The following is a 23,386-nucleotide window of genomic DNA, read 5'->3' as shown; positions in this document are numbered from 1 at the left end:
CCGCAGCCGCCATTATGGGGCTGCATCAATACAGGAGACGTTATGCAGGAATTAATTGCTCAGGTTGAAGAGTTAGGGATTGAAATTAATCACACCACCTCTTTAGTGATTATCTTTGGTATTATTTTTCTTACCGCCATCATTGTTCATTTTATTCTGCACAAAGTGGTGCTGCGCGCCTTCGAGAAACGCGCGCAGGCCAGCAGCCATTTATGGTTGCAGATCATCACTCAGAACAAGTTATTTCACCGTCTGGCGTTTACCCTTCAGGGGATAATCGTCAACGTTCAGGCGGTACTGTGGCTGCAAAAAGGCAGCGAAGCAGCGGAAATGCTCACCACCTGCGCAAAGCTGTGGGTGATGGTATATGCCCTGCTCTCTTTCTTCTCGCTGCTGGACGTCATATTCAATCTGTCGCAGAAAATGGCCACCGCGTCGCAGCTGCCGCTGAAGGGGATATTCCAGGGCATCAAGCTGGTGAGCGCCATTCTGGTGGGGATCTTAATTATCTCTCTGCTGATCGGCCAGTCTCCCGCCATTCTGATAAGCGGCCTGGGTGCGATGGCTGCCGTTCTGATGTTGGTATTCAAAGATCCGATCCTGGGCTTAGTGGCCGGCATTCAGCTCTCCGCCAACGACATGCTCAAGCTTGGTGACTGGCTGGAAATGCCGAAATACGGCGCCAACGGCACGGTGACGGATATCGGCCTGACCACCGTTAAGGTGCGCAACTTTGATAACACCATTACCACCATCCCGACCTGGGCGCTGGTCTCCGACGCGTTCATCAACTGGAGCGGTATGTCCGCCTCCGGCGGCCGCCGCATTAAACGCAGCCTGAATATCGACACCACCAGCATTCATTTTCTCGACGAGCAGGAGCAGCAGAAGCTGATTCAGGCGAAACTGCTGAAGCCCTATCTGGCCGCGCGCCATGAGGAAATTAACCTGTGGAATCAGCAAAACGGGGAAGGAGAATCGGTATTAAACCTGCGCAAGATGACCAATATCGGCACCTTCCGCGCCTACCTGAATCAATATCTGCGTAACCATCCGCGTATTCGTAAAGATATGACGCTGATGGTGCGCCAGCTGGCGCCGGATGCCAACGGGCTGCCGATTGAAATATATGCCTTTACCAATACGGTAATCTGGGCAGAATATGAAGATATCCAGGCCGATATCTTTGACCATATTTTCGCGGTAGTGGATGAGTTTGGCCTGCGTATTCATCAGTCACCCACCGGGAACGATATTCGCTCGCTGGCAGGGGTTATTGCCAGATAATCAGGCGCTGGCGCGGGAAATAAAGCGCCAGCCCATCATCACCCTTTCCGTGGGCGCATCCGGGTTGTCGATTTTGTTTAAAAGAAGATTGACCGCCTTGCGCCCGATATCCCGCGACGGCTGTTCAATGGTGGTAAGTGAAATCATGTCCGCCAGCTCCGTACCGTCAAAGCCGACCACGGCAATATCCTCCGGCACCCGCAGGCCTGCCTGCTGAATGGCGCGCAACGCGCCCGCCGCCAGCGTATCGGAAACGGCAAATACCGCATCCGGCGGATTATCTTTTAACAGGTTTTGCATCGCCGCCATGCCCGCTCTGGAGCTGAGCTCACTGGCGTACTCCACCGCCTGATAGTCCAGACCCCGCAGGTGGATCACGCTCTTATAGCCGCGCTCGCGCAGGCGGGCATATTTGTAGCTGAGGTCGTGGTTGATCAGCGCGATGCGTTTGCGCCCCCCGTCGGCCAGCTGGCTGACAACGTGCTGGGAGGCATCAACATCGTTTATTCCCACGCAGGAAACCGCTCCCGCATCCGCGTATTCGGCGCACTGCACCCACGGCGCAGAACCAATCAGCGCCGCCAGTTCCGGCAGTTTTGAAAATGCATCCATGGTGATGATGCCGTCGACGATTTTGCCCGACAGCAGGCTTAAGCCCGAGCGGGAGCGCTCAATGTCCGAGCCGGAGTTGCAGAGCAGAATGCGATAGCCGTTCTTTTCCGCCTCGGCTTCGATGCCCTTCACCACTTCGGCGCAGAACGGATTAGCGATGTTCGAGACCATCACCAGGATCATATAGCTGCGGGCGGTGCGCAGCTGACGCGCCAGCAGATTGGGCTGATAGTTACTCTCCTGGATCGCCTGCAAAACGCGCTCGCGGTTTTTCGCCTTCACGGTATCGCTGTTGTTCAGCACGCGGGAGACCGTTGCCACGGAAACCCCGGCCAGCTGGGCGATTTTCTGAATTGACATAGCGACGATACATCCTGCGGTTAGCGTTTTGTGCAGGCTATCATAAATTCGTTGCCCGGCGAACCGGGCAGTGCATCAACGTTCCACGCGCACCCAGCGCTGCTGCTGATGGCTTTTCACAATAGCATCAATGATATACATCACGTTTGCGCCATCGTGGAAGGTGGCAAACTGCGCCGCCTCAGGCATTGCGCCCGCCTGCACGGCGCGGTAGAACTGCGCCATCATATTTTTGAAGGCGTCCGGCCAGCCTTCAATATGCCCGCCGGGGAAGTGGGCGCTGTCGGCCACGTCACGGTTCATCAGGCCCGGATCGTCGGTGAGCGTCTGATTTGCCTGCGCGCGATGGCCGATCCACAGCTGCTGCGGGATCTCCTGATCCCATGCCACCGACCGCTCGCTGCCGTTGATTTCAAAGGTCAGACGGTTTTTTCGCCCCGCGCTCACCTGCGAGACGCTAAAGCTGCCTTTGCTGCCGTCGTCAAAGCGGAACAGTACCGAGCCGAAGTCTTCGGTCGTGACCGGTTTGTCTTCATACTCCGCCTGCTCGTCATGGGAGAAGGTTTGATTCCCGCCCCTGCTGGCCCTACGCGTCGGCCAGACGATGGATAAATCAGCCATCACCTCGGTAATGCACCTGCCGGTCACATACTGCACCGTATCGCACCAGTGGGAGCCGATATCCGCCACCGCCCGCGATGCGCCGCCGAGCGCGGCATCCACCCGCCAGTTGTAGTCGGTTTCCAGCAGCATCCAGTCCTGGAGGTAGCTGCCGTGTGAGGCAAAAATCCGCCCGAGGCTGCCCGCGCGCATCATGCTCGCCGCCTGACGCACCATCGCAAACTGGCGATAGACGAAGCTCACGCCGTGCATCACGCCCGCCTGCTCCGCCAGCGCCACCAGCTCGCGCGCCTCCTCAGGCGTCATGCACAGTGGCTTTTCGGAAAACACGTGCTTGCCCGCGCGCAGGATCTGGCGGTTAATCTGTGCGTGCAGGTGGTTCGGCGTGCAGTTGTGCACCACGTGCAAATCAGGGTGCGCGAGCAGCGCCTCAACGCTGCCGTACGCGTGCGGTACGTTAAGCAGGCGCGCCTTTTCCTGCGCCTTAACGAGCGAGCCATCGCACAGCGCGACCACCTGAACAAACCCGAGGCGCCTGAGCGCCTCGATATGTGCCGGGCCAATAAACCCGCTGCCGACGATCCCGACGTTAATCATGGCTGCCCCCTGCGGCGAAATCGTCAAACGCCCGTCCGGAAACGGGAATGATGTGGCGGCGGATAAACTCGCTGCCTTCACTCGCCCCGGTATCGCCATCCTTCATACAGCACTCCCACTCCAGCACCGCCCAGCCGTCATAGTCGTACTGGGTCAGCTTGCTGAAAATGCCTTTGAAGTCGATCTGCCCGTCGCCGGGCGAGCGGAAGCGTCCGGCGCGGTTGATCCACGGCTGGTAGCCGCCGTACATGCCGCTGCGCCCGCTGGGGCGAAACTCGGCATCCTTCACGTGGAACGCTTTAATACGCGCATGGAAGATGTCGATAAAGGCCAGATAGTCCATTTGCTGGAGCAGCATATGGCTTGGATCGTAGAGAATGTTGCAGCGCGGATGGTTGTCTACCAGCGCCAGAAAACGCTCGAAGGTGACGCCGTCGTGCAGATCTTCCCCCGGATGCAGCTCAAAGCAGACGTCCACGCCCTGCTCGTCGAAGGCATCCAGAATTGGCCGCCAGCGATCCGCCAGCATCTGAAACGCCTCCTGAAAACGCTGCTCGTTGTGCGGCGGCCACGGATAGAAAAACGGCCACGCCAGCGAGCCGGAGAAGGTGGCGTGCGCCTTCAGCCCTAATCTGGCCGAGGCGACCGCCGCCTGCTTCAGCTTCTCCGTGGCCCACGCCCGACGCGCAGCATCGTTACCGCGCACGGACGCGGGCGCGAAGTGGTCAAACGCGTCGCTGTAGGCGGGGTTCACCGCCACGAGCTGCCCTTCCAGATGGGTAGACAGTTCGCTGATAACCAGCCCGTGTGCGGCCAGCTTTGCGGTGATGTCGTCGCAGTAGGCCTGGCTCTCTGCGGCTTTCTCCACGTCAAAGATGTGCGGATGGTTGCAGGGGATCTGCACCGCTTTGTAGCCCTTCGCAGCCGCCCATCCGGCCAGCCCGTCAAGGGTGTTGAACGGCGCGTTCTCGCCAATAAACTGCGACAGAAAAATGCCGGGTCCTTTTATCGTCCTCATACCACCTCCTGAACGTTACGCCTTATCATCGTCATACTTAAACGTGAGAAGGAAAATCAGCGCAATCGCCGCGGCCGCCACCGCCGGGATCCACCAGAATGTTACCCACGCCTGCGGCACGGTCTGCCCTGCCACCAGGCGGTTATAGAGCGCGCCGGAAATCTGCGAGCCGAGCAGCATGCCGATGCCGTAGGTGAACATCACGATCATGCTCTGGGCCTGGCCTTTCACCTTTTCGCCCGCCACCCGGTCGGTGTAGATAAAGCCGACGACAAAGAAGAAATCGTAGCAGACGCCGTGCAGCAGAATGCCGAGATACAGCAGAATGCGCCCCTCCTCGCTGACGCCCAGCGCGAACATGGCGTAGCGCACGAACCACGCCAGCATGCCGATCAGCAGCATGACCTTCACCCCCAGGCGGCGGAACAGCAGCGGAATGACCAGCATGAAGACGATCTCGGACATCTGCCCGAAGGACATGGCGGTGCTGACGTCGGCAATTCCCGCATCCGCCAGATACGAGGCGGTGTAGGCGTAATAGGTGCCGAGCGGGACGGAGATCAGCATCGCGCAGACGGAGAAGACGAAAAAGTGGCGGGTTTTGAGCAGCGCGAACGCATCCGCGCAGAAGAGATCCCGCACCTTCACCGGCAGGCCTTTCGCCGGTGCAGGCGTGTGCGGCAGCGTCAGGCTGTAAAGCGCCAGCAGCACGGAGCTGGCCGCCGCCACCTGAAAGATGGTGACGCTGGACGCCACGCCGGTGACGCCGATGAAAATGCCCGCCACGATCCAGCCGATGGTGCCGAACACGCGCACCACCGGGAAGGTTTTATCCACGTTGGCCAGGCTGTGAAACGCGATGTTGTTGGTCAGCGCCAGCGTCGGCATGTAGCAGAGCGTGTAGCCAAACAGCAGGCCAATCAGCAGCGCGCCGTTCCCGGCAATCAGCGCTCCCGGCACGAACAAAAGGATCGCCGCGCCCGCGAGGTGCATCACCGCCATCACCCTCTGCGAGGCGAAGAAGCGGTCCACCAGCATGCCGAGCACGAACGGCGAGAGAATAGAGGCGATGGGCCCGGCGGAGAACGCATCGCCAATCAGCAGAGACATGTTGTACTGGGTCATCACCAGGCCGAGCGTGACCGACCAGCTACCCCAGATAAAAAATTGCAGAAACATCATCAGCGACAGCCGCGGCACCAGCAGCCGGTGCTGTGTTATCGCCTTTTCACTACCGTCAGTTGACACCATGATAAGCCTCGCCCGAAAAAAGTAATCGATTACAAAACGGTTCACATGAAAAGTAATCGATTACAATTTAAAGATCCTGCGGATCAAAACAGAATTGGGAGAAGGGTCACGATAAAGGTGAAGGGGGTGCCGGGTGACGGCTGCGCCTTACCCGGCCTACAAAATAACGTCCCCGGACATGTAGGCCCGGTAAGCGAAGCGCCACCGGGCGTGAAGGCGGGTACGGTCTGGTGCCCTCACCCCGGCCCTCTCCCTGTGGGAGAGGGTGAAAACCGCGCTACTTTTTGCGTGAAAGCTTAAAGGCAACAAACAGGAACACCACCCATACCGGCAGCAGCATTGCTGAAAGTCGCATCTCATCCATGGTGCACATCAGCACCAGAATCAACGCCAGGAACGCGATACAGAGATAGTTCCCCGCCGGATAGAGCAGCGCTTTGAACTGCGTCTCGCGTCCCTTACGGCGCATCGCCGCGCGGAAACGCAGGTGCGCCAGGCAGATCATGATCCAGTTCAGCAGCAGCGTCGCCACTACCAGCGCCATCAGCAGACCGAAGGCCTCTTTCGGCAGCAGGTAGTTGATCAACACCACCAGCGAGGTGATAGCGCCAGAAAGAAACAGCGAATTGACCGGTACGCCGCGACGGCTGACGCGGGTAAGGAATTTCGGTGCGTTGCCCTGTACGGAAAGGCCAAACAGCATACGGCTGTTGGAGTAGACCCCGCTGTTGTACACCGACAAAGAGGCCACCAGAATGACGAAGTTCAGCGCCGAAGCCACCACGTTGCTGTTCAGGTCGTGGAAAATCATCACGAACGGGCTGCTGTCGGACTTCACTTCCACCCACGGGTAGAGCGCCAGCAACACCACCAGCGAGCCGATGTAGAACAGCAGAATACGGTACACCACCTGGTTGACCGCTTTCGGAATGCTTTTGTGCGGGTCGCGCGCTTCAGCCGCGGTAATGCCAATCAGCTCCAGACCGCCGAAGGAGAACATAATGACCGCCAGCGAGAGGATGAGCCCTTTCCAGCCGGTCGCCAGGAAGCCGCCGTGCTGCCACAGGTTGTCGATGGTGGCTCGCTCGCCGCCGTGGCCGGAGAACAGCAGCCACAGGCCAAAGCCGATCATGCCGATAATTGCCAGCACCTTAATCAGCGCAAACCAGAACTCGGTCTCACCATACAGGCGCACGTTCACAAGGTTAACGGCGTTAATAATGATGAAGAACGCCGCCGCCCAGATCCACGTGGGCACGTCCGGTAGCCAGTACTGCATGTAGATGCCGGCGGCGGTCAGCTCCGCCATGCCCACCAGCACGAACATCACCCAGTAGTTCCAGCCGGAGAGGAAGCCTGCGAACGGGCCCCAGTATTTATAGGCAAAGTGCGCGAAGGAGCCTGACACCGGCTCTTCAACGACCATCTCGCCGAGCTGGCGCATGATCAGGAAGGCAATGATCCCGGCGATGCCGTAACCCAGCAGAACCGCGGGACCGGCCATCTGAATGGCGGGGCCGATGCCGAGAAACAGCCCGGTACCGATTGCGCCGCCGAGGGCAATTAACTGAATATGTCGATTTTGCAAACCACGTTGCAGCGTCGGATTCTGATCCGACGAAGCTTCAGCGCTACCATGGCCTGAAGCGGATGACGCGTCTTTCACGCCCTACCCCTGTCTCTTTTTTAGAAGGGGCACGTTTTAACACTTCATGCTGGTGGTAGCAAGCTTAACGCCGGGCCAGCGCATGCGCCCGGCGCGTAAACGTCACGAGCCGATGATCCCGCCGTCCGCTTTCACGATCACCACCGTGGACGATCGCGGGCGTCCGTTCGGGCTGGCGTCCGGCCAGTTTGAGACAGCGCGAGGATTGGCCGGGTCGGTAATATCATCCCCGCCCTCCCCCGGATGCTGAATGTTGATAAACAGCGTGCGGTTGTCCGGCGTAAACGCAATGCCGGTGATCTCACACCCGCGCGGCCCGGTCAGGAAACGGCGATACTCGTTGGTGCCCGGAATGGTCGCCACCATCTGGTTATTGCCCATCCCCTCGTACGCTTTCTTATTAATGGTGCTGGAGGAGACGTCGGTCTGGATCCACAGCACGCCCTGGTGATCGAACGACAGGCCGTCGGGGCTGCCAAATTCCGCGCCCTGCATGGAGCCTTTGGCCTTCGGATCGTCGCCATCGGTACGCCCGGCCATGACCAGAATATCCCACTTAAAGCGTGCGGCAGCAGGATCGGCCCCGTCTTCGTGCCAGTGCATAATATGCCCAAACACGTTGTTGGCGCGCGGGTTGGCGGCATCCACCGGCGCTTTCCCCTCTTTCCCACGATCGCTGTTGTTGGTGAGTGTACAGTAGACGCTGCCGCTGGCGTGCGGATCGACGGCGATCCACTCGGGACGATCCATTTTGGTCGCGCCCACCGCGTCGGCCGCCAGGCGGGTTTTAATCAGCAGATCGCCCTGGCTTTCAAACCCGTTGCTTTTATCCAGGCCATTTTGCCCGAAGATCAGCGGCAGCCAGTCGCCGCTACCGTCCTCGTTGAACCTGGCGACGTACAGCGTGCCGGAGGTCAGCAGCTGCATACTGGCTTCCCGGTTCGCGGGATCGTATTTTTTATCCGAGACAAACTTATAGATGTACTCGAATTTCTGATCGTCACCCATATAGACCACTACGCGATTATCGGCGGCGAGCGTGACGGCAGCCCCCTCATGCTTGAAGCGGCCGAGCGCGGTATGCTTGCGTGGCGTGGAGGATGGGTCGTAAGGATCGATCTCCACGACCCAGCCGAAACGGTTAGGTTCGTTAGGCGTTTTATCGACGCTGAACCGGTCATCCACTTCGTTCCAGCGGTAGGATTCATCGCTGTCGCTGATGCCGTAGCGTTTTTCCAGCGGATTGAGATCGGCTTTTTTCACAAAAATATCCGACCAGTTCTCCTCGCAGGTGAGGTAGGTGCCCCACGGCGTATGGCCGTTAGCGCAGTTTTGCATGGTGCCCAGCACGCGCTCCCCCTGCGGGTCGGCGGCGGTTTTCATTAGGTCCTGATGCCGCGCCGGACCGGTAAGCTGCATCGGCGTATTGACGGTAATACGGCGCGCGAACGAAGACGGACGAACCACCTCCCAGCCGCTGCCCGCTTTTTTCACTTCCACCACCGACACGCCCATCGCGTTCTGCCCCTTGCGGGCTTTGTCGAGGCTCCAGTTCGCCGTACCGTCGGTAAACAGCATCCCGTTGTCGATGTATTCATGGTTCATCGCCAGCAGGCCATGCTCCGGGCTTTGCCCCCCCTGCGGCAGGCTAAACCACGCCATGCCGTCGTGATGCATGCCCGCCTGCGCGGCCTGTTCGTCCGTGGTATTGCTGGCGTCCGGCTTAAAGGCCGGCATGTTGTCTTTGAGACCCGTCGGATCGCCCCAGCGATAGAACGGGCGGGCAATATAGCCTTCCGGCACCCTGACCGTATCTTCGGTGGAAACAGAGATGCTGGTAAACCCAAGCGACACCGCTTTTGCCAGCGCGGACGGTTTTGAGACCGCGGCAATGGCGTTCTCAGGTTTGATCAGAAACGGGAATGATACGGCGGCCCCCGCAACGGCCCCCATCTGGAGAAAACGGCGGCGGGAGAGGAACACCTCCGCAACCTCGGAAAATACCGGGTTAGCGCTGCGGTTACTGATATCGTCTTGATGTTCTTTTTTGAAAACGGATTTGAGGGGTCTGCCCATAGCGGCTTCCTGTCATTGGCCAAGAGGTAAAAGAGTTGGCGACCAGTGTAAGAAGCTTTTGTTACAATTTTATAACACGATAACGAGGGATTGGGGCGTCCCTGCCCCGGATAACGAGGTGGAACGCTTAGAACTCGTAGCCCACCGAGACCTTAAAGGTTCGCGGCTCGCCCTGAGTGATGTAGGTACCGGAATCGTCCACGCTTGACCAGTAGTTTTCGTTGGTCACGTTGTCGATGCCTGCGCGCACCGTCATCTGGTTTTCATTGTGGTTTACCGCGAAGCGATAGCGCATCCCCAGATCCAGCGTAGTGTAGCTGTCCAGCTTTTTGCTGTTCGCGAGATCGGCATACTGCGTGCCGGAGTGATTAACGCGCGCGGTGGCCGTCAGCCCCTCAATCGGCCTGATATCGTACTCCGCGCCCAGCACGGCGTAGAAGTTCGGAATACCGATCGCATCGTTCCCCTGATTCACGCCGTTTTTGGTTTTGGTCAGCTCGGCCTGAAGCCAGGTGGCGCTGGCATTCAGACGCATCCCCAGCATGGGCTCGCCGAAGACGTTCAGCTCCACGCCACGGTTGCGCTGTTCAGCGTCCAGGCCAAAGTGTCCGCTGTCGTCGAGGATAGCCGACGGCATTTTGATTTCAAACAGCGCCAGGGAGCCGCCCACGCGGCCAAAGTCTGCCTTCACGCCCACTTCATTCTGCTTAGAGTGAACGATACCGGTGCTCTGGCCGTAGTTGGTGGCGGTGTTAGGTGCGGTTTCACCGGGCTGTAATGCTTCGGTATGGTTGGCGTAAAGGGAGATTTCCTCCCACGGTTTGTAGACCACGCCGTAGGTTGGCATCCAGCGGCTGCCGTCGAAACCGTCCGCGTCGTTTTCCGCGCCGGTGATTTTGTTGTACCCGCGAATAACCACCTTCTGATGGCGCGCGCCGGCGGTGAACAGCAATTTATCATCCAGCACGCCCAGGGTGTCGCTCAGCAGCCAGCCCTGGGTACGGGTGCGCCCGCTGGTCAGCGGATCGCTGTATTTGCCGCCTGAGCCGCTGAAGTTGGTGCTGTCCGGCATAGCCACGCCGGTATTGTGGTAGATGTTGGTGGTCGGGTTATCCTTCGTCGCCGACATCTTCCACGCAATCTTTTCGTTTTTGGTCATCGCGGAATAGCCGACGTTCACCTTGTGCGATACGAAGCCGGTAGTGAAGTTACCGCGAATGCCCGCCATCCCGCTGACGGAATCGCTGATGCGGTTAGTGTCGAGACGGCTGACCGTTGCGTTACCGCTCTTGTCCACCAGCTTCGGCGCGCTGTAGATCCCTTCTTCGTGCGCGTGCTGCGCGCCTAGGCCGGTATAGGCCGTCCAGCTGTCGGTGATGTCGTACTCGCTGCGCCACATCCCGAACTCGTTTTCGATATCGCTGTAGGCCCACTTCTGCGAGAAGTTGCGATCGTTTTTCGGCGGTTCAGGCACGAAATCCACCGCCGAGATGTTGACGCTGGTCGGGCTGCCGTGGAAGGTTTTCTTCTGATAGCCGAGATCCAGCGAGGTGCGGAAACGGTCGCCTTTGTAGTCCAGGCCGGTGGAGAGCAGCGTGGTGCGGCGGCGGTCGTTCGGTACGCCGGTTTCGCCCTCACGATGCACGAGGTTCACGCGCGCGCCGAACTGGTCGTTATCGCCAAAGCGACGCCCCGCATCCAGGGTGGTGCCAATCTGAGAATCCGAGGTGTAGTCCACGCCCACTTTCGCCTGCGGTGTTTCCCCGGCATGCTTTGGCTCAAGGTTAATCATCCCGCCCACGCCCGAGCTTGCCGCGCCGTTCATCAGGGCGTTTGCCCCTTTGAAGATCTCAATGCGGTCGACCATCTGGGCATCCACCACCTGACGCGGCAGCACGCCGGAGAGGCCACCGAAGGTCATGTCGTCGCCGTCAAACTTCAGGCCGCGAATACGGAAGGTTTCCGCGCTGTTGCCGTAACCCTGCACAAACTGCACGCCCGCGTCGTTCGCGACTACGTCAGCAATGGTTTTTGCCTGCTGATCTTCCACCAGCTTCGAGGTGTAGCTGATGATGTTGAACGGCACGTCCATGGCGTTCTGTTGACCGAGCATCCCCATACGTCCACCGTTGGCCACCTGCCCGTCAAGGAAGGCGGGCACCAGCTGGTCACCGCCGGGTTTAAAATCACTCCCCGCGGTGGACTGGACAACGATGGTATCTTCTTTTTTTTCATCCGCCGCAAATGCGGAGTGGGTAACCGCGCCAATGGCAATCGCCAGCAGCGTTTTGTGCATTGTGGTGTTGTTCATAGTTAACTCGTTTAACGTGCGCGCAAAAATGACCCGTTGTCGGGCCTTAGAATTTATTAAGAGAAATGCAAATGAGAACTATACGTATTATCCATGCGTTATCAAGCGTAAACGCGCGTTTCTTTCTGTGTAAACGGTGAAAGTAAGACGGGAGGGTATGCAGGCGGGAGAAAGCGTGACGCACAGCCACCCCGCGTACGGGGGTGGCTGATCAGGCATTATTTTTTCTTGTAGATATCGGCGGTGCCGTGAATTTTGTTGTTGGTGTTACCGGAGGTCAGCACCAGCACATCAGCGCCTTCTTTATCGGCTTTCTCGACCAGCTCTTTTTTCGCATCATCGACAGAGACTTCGTTAGCGGTGCTCACGGTACCGATTTTTTCGTACTGCGATTCAACTTTTTCGAATTCGTTTTTTGTCATCATTTCAGCCGCAAAGGCGTTGGTGGTAAACAGAAACGCGGTGCCCAACAAAATAGCAGTCGTTTTTTTCATAACCTTTTTCCTTGAGATTAATGAGCAACTACGAAAAGGCCCCACGCGAAACGGTGAGGTGTAATGAGCATGGTAGAGGAATGGCGAAAATGCCACAGCGTAAGAAAAATACTGTTATAACAGTCAATTATGCTGTCAAAAATGTGAATTAACGCTTTTTTTTAGCGTTGTTGTCCCAAATATGTCCAACAGCGGAAATCAGGAGAATGTGAAGGAGGCTTAAGTGTATGATATTTAATGGCACGCCCTGTAGGATTCGAACCTACGACCTACGGCTTAGAAGGCCGTTGCTCTATCCAACTGAGCTAAGGGCGCACGGAGAAGAGTATACTTCGCGGTGGTGAAACGCCTGGAATTATACGGTCAATGCGTAGTGAGTCAATGCCTTTTCCGCCTTCTCTGCCGATAATGACTAGCTGATTGTAAATACGGCTGTTTTTTCAACATTTATGCTCCTTTTACGGGCTGCGAAAAGGCTTAGCCGCTTTTAAGTAACGCCTGCTGTTTTCCTGTTTACTTCGCCGTCACACTGTCCTGCGGTATCCCGGCCACCTGGAGGCTGGAAGTGAACAGGACGACGGAGTGACAGCGCCAGACCAGACAGGTTTCCCCTCGTGCGTGCAGCACATCTCACGCGACATTACAGGCATCAAGCTTGAACCCATTGTCGCCCTCTCCTCTTCCCGCACAATTGGGGCCGAAGTGCTCAGCGTGTTGTCACCGCATCAGCAAAGCGAAGACTTTTTCCGCGACTGGTCCGCCGCCCGGGCGCTTATGCTGCTGGAAGCCCAGATCGCTGCGTTAAAAAACCCCTCTCCCTGTGACAACCTTTTCATAAATGTGCCGATAACCGTTCTGACCATCCCGGATATGTTCCAGCGCTTACTGCAACTTAACAGCCCACCGCTGAACATTGAACTCGTGGAGCCCGCCTCGTTCTTTTCCCTCTCAGACCCAACACGTCTGAGGGTAAGTTGTGCGCTTCAGCAGTTGACGGCGCAGGGGCATCGAATCTGGCTGGATGATATTGATGAAGCGTCAGGGCGCGCATTTTTATCCTGCCGTCTGCCGTTAAGCGGAATCAAAATCGATAAGATGGCTTTCTGGCGACTACGTGCAACGCCAGCGCTGACGCAGCTGGTCGGTCTTTGTTCAAAAATTGCTGCCAATGTGCTTATAGAAGGCATTGAAACAGAAAAGGATCGTGAGTGTGCGCTTCAGGCTGGCGCGCGCTTCGGTCAGGGATATTATTGGCCATCCTGGAGATGGCAGGAGGACTGAACGGTCATCGCCAAGAGGGAAGCTATGCGAATGACAGTACGCCGTTACCGGCGTCGTCGGACAGGAAGTGATTCACTGGGTTCAACGCACTCGCCTTTTGCTCTCCCATTTTTTGATCGTCTCGAATATTTGAGCCAGTCAATCAACCAGACCCGCAAAACCGATGCTCCCTTTATCGTTCTGGTCACACAGGATAACTTTTTCCGTTCCGGTTTTCTGAGCGGGCATTCGCCCCTGAGCAATTGCTGCGACTACTCCACGCTGGAAGCAGCCCTCAGCGATTTGAATCAATGGCCTTCATCACGTCTGGTGGTAGACGTAGAGAGCCGCGCCTCGCCGCTGATTGACCTGCTGGACCGATTACGACGCCACAGTCTGTACCCTCCCTTCCTGACCCCCTACCTGCTCATCCGCGCCGATGATTACGATACACGCCTGTTTTGCAAAGCGGCTGGCCCTTTTCACGTGCTTGAACGGCAGCTTTCGGCGCTGGCTATGCAACAAACGTTGCTGGAGCCGCCGTCCCCCGTCGGCCACCGGAAAGAGTGGTTTTCCAGGGAAGAATGGCCAATCTTACAGGCGCTGTCGCAGGGTCGCTCCCTGCGTCAGATCGCGCAGATACAGAACCGCCCCTATAGCCGCATTATTTACCGTCTCAGCTGCATCCTGGCGAAACTTGGCCTGAACCATCGTCACGAGTTGCTACATCTTCTCAACAACCTCTCAGATTTCACGTATTAACGTATTCAATAACCCCTTAATTCCTAAAGACCTTTAGGAAAATACTTAGGATATATGTTAAATTTTTGTGTTTTTTAACAAAACTTTCGATTTTATAACTATTCCTAATTCTTCGCCCTCAACCGCGCGAAATGCTGTTTATATGCTCAATCAGAGTACTTTTATCCAGGCGTTAAGGACCTGACGTTTTCGTTAACAGAGTGATAATGGTGTAAAAACAAGCGATTTACGTGTAAATAAACGCGATGAGAGGTGAAGAAAACAGCAGATAGTGCTGTTCAAACGCCGGGATCTTAAGCCTGGCCTGAGGTGTTTATAAAGGGGCGATGACGTGCGAAAGCGCGGATATCAGGGGTGGCGAGCGGGCAGGATGACCTCCGTCACAGACCGCGCATTGTTAACATTTTAGCAACATACAGTAATATCGTTTATTTTTTGTTATTACATAAAGATGAAAGTGTGTGGTAAATGCAATATCAGGACATTTTTGCTAAATTTAAAAAGGTAGCGATTCAGATCCAGAAGATAATAATCAGCAATATATGGATATTAATTTACAGGCTTTTCGGACATTACTTAAACGGTATAATAAGACGTGTTTGACACACTAATAAGAAAAATCATTTTGCCATAACCAGCCTTATGAGATAACTGCGCTGAGGCATCGATATCACACTACGTAAACAAGGATGCTTTCGCTCTTCCCCGGGACATTTACCGTAGAAGGATCTGCGCAATTATCCTTCCGGCTTTTCGAGAGTTTTTACAAAACTCAGCATAACGCTTTTAACAATCTGAGGCATAAAAAATGAAACCGGCATCCGTTATCATTATGGACGAACACCCTATCGTCAGAATGTCGATAGAAGTCCTGCTACAGAAAAATAAAAACATCCAGGTAAAACTGAAGTCAGGCGACAGCCACGAAGTGCTTGACTGTATACGCAACCACCCTATCGACCTGGTCATTCTGGATATTGAAATGACGGGCACGGACGGGTTCGTATTATTGAAAAGAATCAGAAACTTAAACAAAGACATTAAGGTGCTTTTCCTCTCTTCAAAATCAGAAGCCTTCTATGCCGGCCGCGCCATTCGCGCCGGGGCCAATGGTTTTGTCAGCAAGCGAAAAGATTTGGGAGAAATTTATAACGCAGTGGAAATGATACTGATGGGCTATTCTTTTTTCCCGTCAGAAACGTTGAGTTTTATAAATCATCTGGGCTCCCGGACAGGCGCCGCTGTGGATATGCCTTTATCGAATCGTGAGGTGACGGTTTTGCGGTATCTGGCGAACGGATTATCTAATAAGGAGATTGCCGATCAATTATTACTTAGCAACAAAACAATTAGCGCCCATAAGTCTAATATCTTTTCGAAGCTGGGCGTGCAAAGTATCGTTGAATTAATTGATTACGCGAAAGCGCACGAATTATTGTAACCTGACACTCTCCCTGCAACGGATAACCGTTACAGGGAGAGTGGATTTAATTAATTATAATTAATCATGAACGTTGCATCGGCGTCAGCCCGGCCCGGCTGCGGATTATCCGCCGTGGCGATATAATTGGCATAAAACGACAGCTCTGCATTTCCCTGCGCATCCACCGATACCGTCTTGCTGGCCTGCTGCAAGGCGAGGCGCGTTTTATCCCGGTCGAGGATCTCCACGGCCACGTTGCTGGCCGCGCTGGCATCATTCAGCGCCAGCAGGCTGTTATCATGCCCGTCACCCTTCCCCGTAAACGTGACCGAAGCCGCCCCGGGAGGGCATCCGGTCAGCTTGAGGGTGAACGGCACGGGCTGCGTGCGGCTTCCCGTAGTGCGAAGCTGTTTCGTTGGCCAGGTGCCGAGCGTGACGGTCTTATTGCTGTCGTCCCCCTCCGCCACGCAGGTAAAGTCCACAATATTGCCGTAAAGCTGAATGTTAATTTCCCCAAGCGCCGTCTCTGCATGCGCATGCGCGCAAAGCGTCAGGAGCGCCAGAGAGAGATACCGCATCCCGTTTCGCATTCCCGCTCCTTAGTCGTAGTCGACGCGTAGATAGCCGCGAGAGGTAAAGCGCCCCTCGGCAGGTTTTTTACCGGTCACGCTGACGGGCCATGCACGGATCCCAACCTGCGCCTGCGCGCTGTCGTCCAGGCGGAACGGAATTTTGCTGGTCAGGTTGTTCGGCGTCAACGGCACGCCATTGCTGTTGGCAATCACAAAGCCCACATCCGCGTTATCGGAGACCAGCGTACTGCCTGAAACCTTCTCCGCTTCGACGCGCATCGTGAGCATGGCGTTCGCCTCCACGTTGGTGCATTTTATGCCGATGGTTTTGCTTTGCGCTGAGACCCCCTCCGGCTTATTCCCGATGCCCGCTTTACTGAACAAGGAGGCGCCGATGTCCCCGAAATCGAACTCCACCACATTCCCGGCATTAATTTCACAGCTCTGGGGCACCTGAATGGTCCCGCTGTAGCTGATGGTATAGACCGGCGTGGTGAGCGGATCCGAGGAGGTGGTGGTAACGTAAACCCGGAACATGGTCGCACGCGGGATCACCACCATATTGATAAAGCGCCGGGTCACCTTAAGCCGAAAGACGAGGCTGGAATCCTGAACGCCAAACGGTTTGTTTTTAGACACGTTCGGGTGGCTCCCCATCTGGATGTAGTTTTTGGGGGGATAAAACGTGCCCGCGTAGCTGTCGGTGATTTTCATCGCCCCGTCCAGATAGTCGTTAAGCTTCAGATACTGATAGCCATCGCTGGTGCCCGTGACCGGGAAATCGGTCACATAGCTGCGCTTGGTAGTGTTCCCGGACGTTCCCTTAGGGCAGACGGCGTTTACGCCCACCCACTGGGATTTCTCGCTGAGCGTAACCACCTGCCCCACCTGGTTATTGGCGCTGTTGAATTTATCCGTCAGGTCGTAATAGACCTCCGTCGGCACGCCATTTTCATTGACGCAGACGGTGGCGAGCGCGTCAGTTACCGGCAAAAACGCCAGAAGGGATAACCCCAGATAATGGATTTTATTCACAGCGGATCCCCTTAAGTGTGATCGCCTGTTGCAGGCTCTGTTCTGGCAAGCTGTAGGGCGCACGACACTGGGACTGCTTTCCGTCTCCCCACTGAATCAGCAGCTCCCCTTCCAGCGGCAGCCCGCTCAGGTAAATCTGCCCGTCATCGCCCACCATGCTGGTTACGCCGCTCTGCGTCTCACGCACCACCGCACCAAACGGTACGGGCTGGTTATCGCGCTTCACGGTCAGCAGCGCGCGCACGCCGATGCGGGTATCGAAGCTGGCGCGCACCAGCGCGCCGTTCGTCGGCACGACGCTGGACACGTTATTTTCAATGTCGGTGTTGTTGCTCATGGTGTTGGTATCAAGCGCCACGCGGTTGTAACGGTAAACCGTGGCGTACGGCATCACCGCATAGCCACGCCAGTCGGTTTTCACCCCGGTCTGGTTTTCGACGCTCACGCCCGACGCGCCCGGCGCTTTGATCAGCACGTTGGTATCGCCCAGTGGCTGGCTGAACGTTACGCCGTCGGAATGCCCTACCACGCCGCCGGAAAGCTGCCAGTTGAGATCGTGCTGATCCCGGGTGTAGTTGTAGCCCACGCCCAGCGTGCCGTAGGTGGCCTGCCAGTTGGCGCTGGCGCTGCCGCTTGCGCCGTTATTGCTGGCGTGGCCCTGGGTGACGCTATAGTTCAGGTTGCGATCTTTCAGCAGTGTTCCGCTTATCCCGGTCTGCCAGCTGGTATCACCGTTGCTGTTTCGGCTGGAAGAGGCCGTGGCATAGGCTCTGTCGATCGCGCTATCGCGACGGAAGCCGTGACGGGTGAACATGCTGAACGGTACGGAGACGTTGAACGAGGCGATACGGTCGGTTCCGTCAATGCCGACGGCCTTGTTCCACGACCAGGATAAGGCATAGCTGACCCCTTTCACCCCGCCCGCATAGCCGAGCTGGTACCAGACGTTGGACTCGCTGGTGCCCCAGTAACTCTGCTGGCTGCCTGAAACGTACACCGAGCCGTAATCGCCGAGAGACTGGGAGATATTGAGCTGGAAACGCCCTTTTTTATTCAGCGTCAGGTTGTGATAGCTCTGCACGTCCGGCACGCCGTCATCATCCTTATCGTCGCCATACTGATAGCCTTCCATTGTGCGCCAGGCCACATCGTCGAGGGTGTAGAAGCCTTTGGTCGAATAGCGATAGCCCAGCAGCTGGAAGTTGGTGCCGAATCCGTTAAGGGATTTTGCGTACAGGAACCGCAGGGACTGGCCTTCATGGCGGCTGTCATCCGCCAGCTGGCTGCGGGCGTGCGTGAGGTCAAGTGAGACCGCGCCCCAGTCACCGAGGTTTTTCCCCGCGCCAATGGCGATTGCGGTATACCGCGAGGCCAGCTGCGTACCGCCGTACAGCGTGTAGCCGTCGGCAAGGCCGGCAATCATCGTTCCCTGCGTAAAGAACGGCGTGTCCTGCTCGCTGTTGCCGCTGCGATAATCCCCCGCCACCAGATCGTATTTCCAGCGTCCTTCACGCTGGAGCAGCGGTACGGTGGAATACGGTACGGTGTAGCGCTGCTGGCTGCCGTCCTTCTCTTCCACCGTCACCTCAAGGTCACCGCTGGAGGAGGTGGGGTTAAGGTCGGTAATGGCGAAAGCACCCGGCTGCACATAGCTCTGGTAAATCACATAGCCGTTCTGACGGATCACCACTTTGGCAGGGGTACGGGCGATTCCGCGCACGGTAGGCGCGTAGCCTTGCAGGCTGTCCGGATACATGCTGTCGGAAGAATAGAGCCGACCGCCGCGAAAACCGACGCTGTCGAAGACATCGTTGCCGGTATTGCTGTCGCCGAGCACCAGCTCGCTTTTCAGCGGAATGACCGTACGCTGCGCCCAGGTACCGATATTTTGCCAGCTGCTGTGCCGCTGGCCGTTGCTTTCGGTATAGCGCCACGCGCCGTTATTGCGTAATCGCCACGCGCCATAGTTCAGCCCACTTTGCAGGTTCAGATAATAGCTGTCGTCTTCGCTGCCCCGGTTGCCGGTAAAGCTGTAGTTCACCAGCGCGGCGGGGATGCCCTCATCCCACTGTTCAGGCGGAATATACCCCCGGGCGCTGTTTTGCATCGCCACCTGAGGCAGGCTGACGTTAAGGCGCAACGAGGCGAAGTTGAACGCCGTTTCGCTGCCGGGAATAGCCGTGGTAAGCGGAACGCAGGTGTCGCCCTGCACGTTGCTGAGCTCCGGGAAGGCGGCGATATTCACGCCAAAGCGATCGAGCATCGCGCGCGTAATACACGGCGACAACCCGCCCGCGACCGGCGGCGTGTTGTCGGCTTGCTCAAACCGCACGTCCTGGGTGCCGATAAATTCATCGTTACGCCAGATATCGACGCGATAGACGCCCGGTGCCTGCTGGTGGCCCTTTTCAAAACGCGACAAATCCGCCACGTTCGCCGCGTCATCGGAGAGAAACGCCGGGTTAAAATAGCTGTCGCCCCAGCCAGCGTGTGGCCAGAGCGTTGCCATCAGCGCCAGCGCAACCGGGCAGTAACGCCATTGAGTGTTCATCGCCCTGTCTCTGCTCACAGGCTGACGCTACGCGCCGGCGTAATGGCACCGTAGTCGTTCACGCTCTGCCAGGAGAGCGTGCCGCTCGCGGCGGCGGGCAGTACCTGCTGTGCCGAGCTTTTAGGCGCAACCATCAGGTTATCGAGCGTCTGGCCGCCGAGCTTCAGGTTAACCAGCGTTACGTAATACGGCGAGGCATTGCTCACCTTAAGGTGGTTGCCGACGCGCTCAAAGCGCAGCTGCGAGAGCGCCTCTTCCGGCGGCATCGCCAGGTTAGCCGGGCGTACAAACAGTTTGATGCGTGACAAAATGGCCAGTTGCAGGACGTTGTTGCCGTCCTGGTGCGTTTTGCTGACCGATGGAATCGCTTTGACGTTCATGTAAAAGAGGGATTCGCGATCGGCGGGCAGCGCCGGGCCTGCGTAAATAATGCGCAGGGTGTTTTCGCTGGCCGGCTCGCTGACAAACAGCGGCGGCGTGACGACAAAGGATTTTTCCTTTTGCCCGCTGGCGTTTTCTATCCACGCGTTAATTAAATAGCGCTCTTGTTTATTGCTGTTGGTGATCGCCAGCGACGTTTGTTTTGCATCGGCCGGATAAATAACGCGCGTCGCGCCCAGCGCAATTCCGCCGGACGCATTTGCGCAGGCAGACATCATCATCAAAATAAAAGTTAAAAACAGTCCAGGTTTAATCAGGGTGTTCATCACAACCGTACCTTTAATAATTAGTTCGCAGGCGTCAGGGATAAATCAACGTAAACCAGACATTCGACTGAATAGTGCCTGGTACCAGGTGTTCGGAAATAGCCCGATAGCGGGCGCTAAAATGAAATGCCAGTTCGCGGGTATCAATGGGTAACCAGCTCACCGCCGTCGCGTTCGGGATGATTTGCCGTTGCTGTTCGTCAAAAAGCGCCAGCCCGACACCGCTGCTGACCGCGTTTTCCCCTGGCCGCGATGTCGCCAGGAAAACCTGCGGATCTTCTGCCGGTGTGACGCCCTGGAACTGGATCCCGACGGTGCGGGAGACGTCCACGCTACAATCCAGCAGACGTACGGTGAAAGGCACGTTAACCGTGGAAAAGCTGCCGACGCCGGAAAAGGCGTTTGTGCGGTATTGCCCCATATCCACGCGCATATTCTGGCTGTCCGGGGCCACCGCGCAGCCGCCGTTGACCAGCTCTCCTCTGAGGTGAACTTTGCCGCCGTCGATCACCACGGCATGTGCGTTTACCGCTGAGGCAACGGCAAGGGCGCACAGCAATATCCCAGTCCTTGTCATCCTTCGCTCCCGGTATAAGCGATTAAAAGACCTCTTCCCTGAGGCCAACCACATCCCTGTACAAAGGCATTACTCGTATTTCATTACGAATGTTGCGTCCGCGTTTGCCTGGCCTGGCTGGGTGGTCGCAGCCGTAGCTTTATAGCGCGCGGTGAAGTTCAGGGTGTTAGTCCCTTCAATCAGGCTCTGTGCCGCAGAGAAGGTGGCACCGTCCGGGGTCAGCGTGGTGGATTTGCTGTCGAGGATCTCAATGCCCACGCCCTTCGCGGAGTTGTCGTTGTTACCGGAGGTTACCGCCAGCAGGGTTTTGTCGGTGGCGTCGATCTGGCCGGTGAACGCAACAGCAGCGGTTTTCGCTACCGCAGGATCGCAGTCGTTCAGTTCGATGGTGAACGGAATATTGGAGGTGGTGTCACCCACTTTAGTGAATTTCGCGGTACGGTACTGGCCGAGATTAACGGTCTGCTCAGAAGAGTCAGTATTTACTGAACACGCGGCATTGACTAATTCACCTTTAAAATGCACCGTACCACCGTTAACAGATACAGGCGTTACAGGATCTTCTGCGTGAGCGGCACCCGCGACCAGGGCCAGAGTTGCAATAACAGTAGAAGCAATGTTGCTGAGTTTCATGTCTATTCCTTTAAAATGTAAATAACCCTTCCCGCACATATTCGGGAATAAGAAATACGTTCAATTAAAAAATTGAAGGCTTATTTCGGAGAAGACAAAGTAGCTCAGTAATCTATTTTGTAATATGTCAAAACGCTGCCATTTTGCCAGGTCACATCCTAATCCCCCCTAAGAAATTGGCCATGCCCTGAGAAGGGGTTTTGCAGGCTATCGGTGAAATCTCGTAAAGGGTGACTGACAGCGGCGCTCGCTTCTGACAAAATACAGGCAATCCCCCCTTCTAACGTTACAGACGGAATCTTCTCTCTGATGGCAGCAAAGATTATTGACGGTAAAACGATTGCGCAGCAGGTGCGCTCTGAGGTTGCGGAAAAAGTGAAGGCGCGTACAGCCGCTGGATTTCGCGCGCCAGGGCTGGCCGTTGTGCTGGTTGGCAGCAACCCGGCTTCGCAAATTTATGTCGGCAGCAAGCGCAAAGCGTGTGAAGAGGTAGGCTTCGTCTCCCGCTCCTACGATCTGCCGGAAACCACCAGCGAAGCGGAGCTGCTGGAACTGATTGACACCCTGAATGCCGATAAAGCAATCGACGGCATCCTGGTTCAGCTGCCGCTGCCTGCGGGCATTGACAACGTAAAGGTGCTGGAGCGCATCGCACCGGACAAAGACGTTGACGGTTTCCACCCGTATAACGTGGGCCGCCTGTGCCAGCGCGCGCCGCGCCTGCGTCCGTGCACTCCGCGCGGCATCGTGACGCTGCTGGAGCGTTATAACATCGACACCTACGGCCTGAACGCCGTGGTGATTGGCGCCTCCAACATCGTGGGCCGCCCGATGAGCATGGAGCTGTTGCTGGCGGGCTGCACCACCACCGTGACCCACCGCTTCACCAAAAACCTGCGTCACCACGTTGAAAACGCCGATCTGCTGATCGTCGCGGTCGGCAAGCCAGGCTTTATTCCGGGCGAGTGGATCAAAGAGGGCGCCATCGTCGTGGACGTGGGTATTAACCGCCTGGAAAACGGCAAAGTGGTCGGCGACGTGGTGTATGAAGATGCCGCAGCGCGCGCGTCTTACATTACCCCGGTCCCGGGCGGCGTAGGCCCGATGACGGTAGCAACACTGATTCAGAATACCTTGCAGGCGTGCGAGGAGTATCACGACGTAGAGGACGCGTAATCATGGCAACTTTTTCTTTAGGTAAACACCCGCACGTTGAGCTGTGCGATCTGCTGAAGCTGGAAGGCTGGAGCGAAAGCGGCGCGCAGGCGAAAATCGTTATCGCCGACGGGCAGGTGAAAGTGGACGGCGTGGTGGAAACCCGCAAGCGCTGCAAAATTGTCGCGGGTCAGACCGTGAGTTTTGCAGGACAAAGCGTGACCGTGACGGCGTAAGCCGTTTGATGCCCGGTGGCGCTGCGCTTACCGGGCCTACGTACTGTCTCCGGTTGTAGGCCGGGTAAGGCGAAGCCGCCACCCGGCAATTTCTGTCTCTATCCCCTCACACCCATCGCGGTTATTTATCGATCAACTTCAAATAATCACTATTTCATCTGTTGAAAGGTGAGAATTCAGTT

At 56.6% G+C, this 23,386-nt stretch carries 20 protein-coding genes and 1 tRNA gene; 6 read left to right on the top strand and 15 right to left on the bottom strand.

What is annotated here, in order from left to right; genetic code table 11:
* Positions 1 to 42 precede the first annotated feature (42 nt).
* On the top strand, positions 43 to 1,287 hold the full coding sequence (locus IM267_RS03200) for a mechanosensitive ion channel family protein (protein WP_193032714.1): 1,245 nt from the start codon (positions 43 to 45) through the stop codon (positions 1,285 to 1,287).
* On the opposite strand, the gene IM267_RS03195 is transcribed toward IM267_RS03200, so the two are convergent.
* The 9 genes from IM267_RS03195 to IM267_RS03155 all read right to left on the bottom strand — a co-directional run bounded on the left by IM267_RS03195 (position 1,288) and on the right by IM267_RS03155 (position 12,608).
* Positions 1,288 to 2,259, bottom strand: a complete 972-nt coding sequence (locus IM267_RS03195) for a LacI family DNA-binding transcriptional regulator (protein ID WP_063451560.1) — start codon at positions 2,257 to 2,259, stop codon at positions 1,288 to 1,290. It lies immediately after the preceding gene.
* A 75-nt stretch (positions 2,260 to 2,334) separates the two neighbouring features.
* The gene (locus IM267_RS03190) at positions 2,335 to 3,477 is read right to left on the bottom strand and encodes a Gfo/Idh/MocA family protein (RefSeq protein ID WP_193032712.1); all 1,143 of its coding nucleotides are present in this window, start codon (positions 3,475 to 3,477) and stop codon (positions 2,335 to 2,337) included.
* Positions 3,470 to 4,495, bottom strand: coding sequence for a sugar phosphate isomerase/epimerase (locus IM267_RS03185; protein ID WP_193032710.1), 1,026 nt, complete (start codon positions 4,493 to 4,495; stop codon positions 3,470 to 3,472). Before IM267_RS03185 ends, IM267_RS03190 begins: the two co-directional genes overlap by 8 nt.
* A gap of 15 nt (positions 4,496 to 4,510) precedes the next feature.
* Positions 4,511 to 5,746, bottom strand: a complete 1,236-nt coding sequence (locus IM267_RS03180; protein WP_193032708.1) for an MFS transporter — start codon at positions 5,744 to 5,746, stop codon at positions 4,511 to 4,513.
* Positions 5,747 to 6,023: 277 nt separating this feature from the next.
* Complete coding sequence (gene pheP, locus IM267_RS03175) at positions 6,024 to 7,412, bottom strand: phenylalanine transporter (protein ID WP_193032706.1); 1,389 nt, start codon at positions 7,410 to 7,412, stop codon at positions 6,024 to 6,026.
* Between the two features lie 102 nt (positions 7,413 to 7,514).
* Positions 7,515 to 9,488 carry a PhoX family phosphatase gene (locus tag IM267_RS03170; RefSeq protein WP_193032705.1) on the bottom strand — a complete coding sequence of 658 codons (1,974 nt, stop codon included), beginning with the start codon at positions 9,486 to 9,488 and terminating at the stop codon, positions 7,515 to 7,517.
* 127 nt (positions 9,489 to 9,615) lie between these two features.
* A complete protein-coding gene (locus IM267_RS03165; RefSeq protein ID WP_193032703.1) occupies positions 9,616 to 11,799 on the bottom strand; it encodes a TonB-dependent siderophore receptor in 2,184 nt (727 codons plus the stop codon).
* Positions 11,800 to 12,017: 218 nt separating this feature from the next.
* Positions 12,018 to 12,293 (bottom strand): DUF1471 family periplasmic protein YahO, encoded by a 276-nt coding sequence (yahO, locus tag IM267_RS03160; RefSeq protein ID WP_022647318.1) that lies wholly within the window; start codon positions 12,291 to 12,293, stop codon positions 12,018 to 12,020.
* A 238-nt stretch (positions 12,294 to 12,531) separates the two neighbouring features.
* Positions 12,532 to 12,608 (bottom strand) — tRNA-Arg (locus IM267_RS03155).
* Between the two features lie 303 nt (positions 12,609 to 12,911).
* Between IM267_RS03155 and IM267_RS03150 the strand changes: the two genes are divergently transcribed.
* The 3 genes from IM267_RS03150 (at position 12,912) to fimZ (ending at position 15,756) form a co-directional block, all read left to right on the top strand.
* A complete protein-coding gene (locus IM267_RS03150) occupies positions 12,912 to 13,574 on the top strand; it encodes an EAL domain-containing protein (RefSeq protein ID WP_063868950.1) in 663 nt (220 codons plus the stop codon).
* A 24-nt stretch (positions 13,575 to 13,598) separates the two neighbouring features.
* Complete coding sequence (locus IM267_RS03145) at positions 13,599 to 14,315, top strand: LuxR C-terminal-related transcriptional regulator (RefSeq protein WP_107534840.1); 717 nt, start codon at positions 13,599 to 13,601, stop codon at positions 14,313 to 14,315.
* Between the two features lie 808 nt (positions 14,316 to 15,123).
* Positions 15,124 to 15,756 (top strand): fimbria biosynthesis transcriptional regulator FimZ, encoded by a 633-nt coding sequence (fimZ, locus tag IM267_RS03140; protein WP_063451623.1) that lies wholly within the window; start codon positions 15,124 to 15,126, stop codon positions 15,754 to 15,756.
* Between the two features lie 50 nt (positions 15,757 to 15,806).
* On the opposite strand, the gene sfmF is transcribed toward fimZ, so the two are convergent.
* The 6 genes from sfmF to fimA form a co-directional block, all read right to left on the bottom strand.
* Positions 15,807 to 16,328 carry a fimbria assembly protein gene (gene sfmF / locus IM267_RS03135; RefSeq protein ID WP_193032701.1) on the bottom strand — a complete coding sequence of 174 codons (522 nt, stop codon included), beginning with the start codon at positions 16,326 to 16,328 and terminating at the stop codon, positions 15,807 to 15,809.
* Positions 16,329 to 16,337: 9 nt separating this feature from the next.
* The gene (gene fimH, locus IM267_RS03130; RefSeq protein WP_112791926.1) at positions 16,338 to 17,345 is read right to left on the bottom strand and encodes a type 1 fimbria D-mannose specific adhesin FimH; all 1,008 of its coding nucleotides are present in this window, start codon (positions 17,343 to 17,345) and stop codon (positions 16,338 to 16,340) included.
* Positions 17,338 to 19,896 (bottom strand): fimbrial biogenesis usher protein, encoded by a 2,559-nt coding sequence (locus IM267_RS03125; RefSeq protein WP_193032699.1) that lies wholly within the window; start codon positions 19,894 to 19,896, stop codon positions 17,338 to 17,340. Before IM267_RS03125 ends, fimH begins: the two co-directional genes overlap by 8 nt.
* A 14-nt stretch (positions 19,897 to 19,910) precedes the next feature.
* Entirely contained in the window at positions 19,911 to 20,603 is a 693-nt protein-coding gene (fimC, locus tag IM267_RS03120; protein WP_102749839.1) for a type 1 fimbria chaperone FimC, read from the bottom strand.
* A gap of 34 nt (positions 20,604 to 20,637) precedes the next feature.
* Positions 20,638 to 21,180 (bottom strand): type 1 fimbrial protein subunit FimI, encoded by a 543-nt coding sequence (fimI, locus tag IM267_RS03115; protein WP_193032697.1) that lies wholly within the window; start codon positions 21,178 to 21,180, stop codon positions 20,638 to 20,640.
* Positions 21,181 to 21,249: 69 nt separating this feature from the next.
* On the bottom strand, positions 21,250 to 21,813 hold the full coding sequence (gene fimA / locus IM267_RS03110) for a type 1 fimbrial major subunit FimA (RefSeq protein ID WP_074161078.1): 564 nt from the start codon (positions 21,811 to 21,813) through the stop codon (positions 21,250 to 21,252).
* 309 nt (positions 21,814 to 22,122) lie between these two features.
* On the opposite strand from fimA, the gene folD reads away from it, so the two are divergent.
* Together folD and ybcJ are read left to right on the top strand one after the other, a co-directional pair.
* Positions 22,123 to 22,989 (top strand): bifunctional methylenetetrahydrofolate dehydrogenase/methenyltetrahydrofolate cyclohydrolase FolD, encoded by an 867-nt coding sequence (gene folD / locus IM267_RS03105; protein ID WP_063451630.1) that lies wholly within the window; start codon positions 22,123 to 22,125, stop codon positions 22,987 to 22,989.
* A 2-nt stretch (positions 22,990 to 22,991) separates the two neighbouring features.
* Positions 22,992 to 23,204 (top strand): ribosome-associated protein YbcJ, encoded by a 213-nt coding sequence (ybcJ, locus tag IM267_RS03100; RefSeq protein WP_063451631.1) that lies wholly within the window; start codon positions 22,992 to 22,994, stop codon positions 23,202 to 23,204.
* Positions 23,205 to 23,386: the final 182 nt, after the last annotated feature.

It is taken from the genome of Enterobacter cloacae complex sp. P15RS (assembly GCF_014895905.1).
Taxonomy (GTDB): domain Bacteria; phylum Pseudomonadota; class Gammaproteobacteria; order Enterobacterales; family Enterobacteriaceae; genus Enterobacter; species Enterobacter quasihormaechei.
This window is presented reverse-complemented; position numbering and strand designations above follow the sequence as displayed.

Excerpts from the sequence above, each read along its gene's own strand:
- IM267_RS03200 (WP_193032714.1), top strand. The coding sequence starts at position 43 with ATGCAGGAATTAATTGCTCAGGTTGAAGAGTTAGGGATTGAAATTAAT.
- IM267_RS03165 (WP_193032703.1), bottom strand. The coding sequence starts at position 11,799 with ATGAACAACACCACAATGCACAAAACGCTGCTGGCGATTGCCATTGGC.
- fimZ (WP_063451623.1), top strand. The coding sequence starts at position 15,124 with ATGAAACCGGCATCCGTTATCATTATGGACGAACACCCTATCGTCAGA.
- IM267_RS03185 (WP_193032710.1), bottom strand. The coding sequence starts at position 4,495 with ATGAGGACGATAAAAGGACCCGGCATTTTTCTGTCGCAGTTTATTGGC.
- IM267_RS03170 (WP_193032705.1), bottom strand. The coding sequence starts at position 9,488 with ATGGGCAGACCCCTCAAATCCGTTTTCAAAAAAGAACATCAAGACGAT.
- fimI (WP_193032697.1), bottom strand. The coding sequence starts at position 21,180 with ATGACAAGGACTGGGATATTGCTGTGCGCCCTTGCCGTTGCCTCAGCG.
- yahO (WP_022647318.1), bottom strand. The coding sequence starts at position 12,293 with ATGAAAAAAACGACTGCTATTTTGTTGGGCACCGCGTTTCTGTTTACC.
- fimC (WP_102749839.1), bottom strand. The coding sequence starts at position 20,603 with ATGAACACCCTGATTAAACCTGGACTGTTTTTAACTTTTATTTTGATG.
- ybcJ (WP_063451631.1), top strand. The coding sequence starts at position 22,992 with ATGGCAACTTTTTCTTTAGGTAAACACCCGCACGTTGAGCTGTGCGAT.
- sfmF (WP_193032701.1), bottom strand. The coding sequence starts at position 16,328 with ATGCGAAACGGGATGCGGTATCTCTCTCTGGCGCTCCTGACGCTTTGC.
- IM267_RS03125 (WP_193032699.1), bottom strand. The coding sequence starts at position 19,896 with ATGAACACTCAATGGCGTTACTGCCCGGTTGCGCTGGCGCTGATGGCA.
- IM267_RS03190 (WP_193032712.1), bottom strand. The coding sequence starts at position 3,477 with ATGATTAACGTCGGGATCGTCGGCAGCGGGTTTATTGGCCCGGCACAT.
- IM267_RS03145 (WP_107534840.1), top strand. The coding sequence starts at position 13,599 with ATGCGAATGACAGTACGCCGTTACCGGCGTCGTCGGACAGGAAGTGAT.
- folD (WP_063451630.1), top strand. The coding sequence starts at position 22,123 with ATGGCAGCAAAGATTATTGACGGTAAAACGATTGCGCAGCAGGTGCGC.
- fimA (WP_074161078.1), bottom strand. The coding sequence starts at position 21,813 with ATGAAACTCAGCAACATTGCTTCTACTGTTATTGCAACTCTGGCCCTG.
- IM267_RS03180 (WP_193032708.1), bottom strand. The coding sequence starts at position 5,746 with ATGGTGTCAACTGACGGTAGTGAAAAGGCGATAACACAGCACCGGCTG.
- IM267_RS03195 (WP_063451560.1), bottom strand. The coding sequence starts at position 2,259 with ATGTCAATTCAGAAAATCGCCCAGCTGGCCGGGGTTTCCGTGGCAACG.